The 1,915-nt window shown below is 74.7% G+C and carries 1 protein-coding gene; it reads left to right on the forward strand.

Annotated elements, in window-relative coordinates; all coding sequences use genetic code 11:
• A partial coding sequence (locus LLG88_16680) for a PD-(D/E)XK nuclease family protein (protein ID MCE5248544.1) occupies window positions 1-1,915 on the forward strand: 1,915 nt, incomplete at both ends.

Raw genomic sequence — 1,915 nt, forward strand, 5'->3', positions numbered from 1 at the left:
CGCCGAGATCTTCGACGGGCTCGCCGGCGAGATCCCCGGCCTCGCCGAGGAGCGGCGCAACACCTGCCGCCGCTGCGCGAAGGACGTGCTCGACGTCGTCAACGAGGTCTTCCAGTCGATCGTCGGAACGGAGCCCAACCCGGCGCTGCTCGACTCGAAGAAGCAGCCGCGGTACGACGTCGTCGGACCGTGGCGCCGCTGGTTCCAGCCGCACGAAACGGCCGGGGAAGAGAAGAGGGGACGGGTCGAGATGTTCCTCTCCCCCGCCCCGCCGAAGGGCGGCGACGCGGAGTACGCGGACGACGAAGAGGAACAGGCGCCGCCGCGGACGCACGCGCGCTTCGCCGCGGAGCGGGTGAAGGAACTGGCCGACGCGGCGCCGCAGGCGACGATCGGCGTGCTCGTCCGCTCCAACAAGGCCGGCGCCGCCATCCAGTTCGCGCTCAACGAACTGGGCGTCGAGGCGAGCGGCGAGGGCGGCACGCCGCTCGACGACGATCCCGCGGTCGAAGCGATCCTCTCCGCCTTCGAGCTCGCCGACCATCCGGAGGCGACGGCGGCGGCCTACGCCGCGCTCCATTCCCCGCTCGCGGAGACGCTCGGGATCGCCTCGCTGGACGCGGCGGAGCTGCGGCGCGCGGCGCGGCGGATCCGCGCCGATCTCGCCGACGACGGCGCCGCGGCGCTCGTCGCGCGCTGGGCGAAGATCCTCGCGCCGCACGGCGACGCCCGCGGCGCGGAGCGGCTGGAGCAGTTGATCGCCTTCGCCGACGAGCAGGACGCGGCGGGGTTCGCGCGTCCCGGCGACTTCGTGCGCGCGGCGCGCGCGGCGATGGTCGAGGAGCCGAAGCCGGCGCGGGTCCGCGTCCTCTCGATCCACAAGTCGAAGGGGCTGGAGTTCGACGTCGTCGTCCTTCCGGAACTCGGCAAGGGCCTCGTCCACGGCCACTTCACGCTGCTGTTCGACCAAGAGAGCCCCGCGGCGCCGATCAAGGGGGTCTTCCGCTCGCCCGGCAAGGAGATCGCCGCGTTGCTTTCGCCGACGCTGGCGGAGGCGTACGCCCGCGCCGCGACGCGCGAGGCGGTCGAGGGGCTCTGCCTGCTCTACGTCGCGATGACCCGCGCGCGGTACGCGCTGACCCTCGTGGGCGAGGCGCCGAAGGAGAACGAGAAGACGCTCCCCTTCTCGATGGCGGGGATCCTCCGCGGCGCGCTGGCGCGCGGCGCCGCCGGCGGCTCGACCGAGCCGGTCTACGCCCACGGCGATCCGCGCTGGATGGACAAAGCCGCGTGGAACGACGCGCCCGACGCGGCGGCGTCCGCGCCGCTCGACCCGCCGCGGCTCGGCAAGAGTCCCAGGGAGGCGCCGCGACGCGGTTTGCGGCGCGCCAGCCCTTCGTCGCTGGAGCGCGGCGGGCTGGTGACGGCGGAGGACCTGCTGCGTCTCGCGCCGCACGGCGGGCGGCGCTTCGGCTCGCTGATCCACGCCCTCTTCGCGCGCGTGGCGTGGAGCGACGATCCGGCGCCGCGCGACGAGGAGCTCGCCGCGGCGCTCGAGGCCGAGGCGCCCGACGTCGCGGACCGCGAGGCCGCGGAGGCGATCGCCGCCTTCCGCGCGATGCTCGGCAAGGACGAAGTCCGCGCGGCGCTCGCGCGTCCGCGGCTCGGTCCCGGAGAGGAGGCGGAGGCGCTCGCCGAACAGCCGTTCGCGGCGCTGCTCGACGACGGCACGCTGCTGCAGGGTCGCTTCGACCGCGTCGTGCTGCGCCGCCGCGCGGGGCGCGTCGTCGGCGCGGAGCTGCTCGACTACAAGACCGACGCGGTGGACGGCGAGAAGCTCGACGAGGCGGTCGAGACCTACCGGCCGCAGATCGACGCCTACCGCAAGGCGCTCTGCGCGATGCACGGCCTCCCG

It is taken from the genome of bacterium, assembly GCA_021372775.1.
Taxonomy (GTDB): Bacteria; Acidobacteriota; Polarisedimenticolia; order J045; family J045; genus JAJFTU01.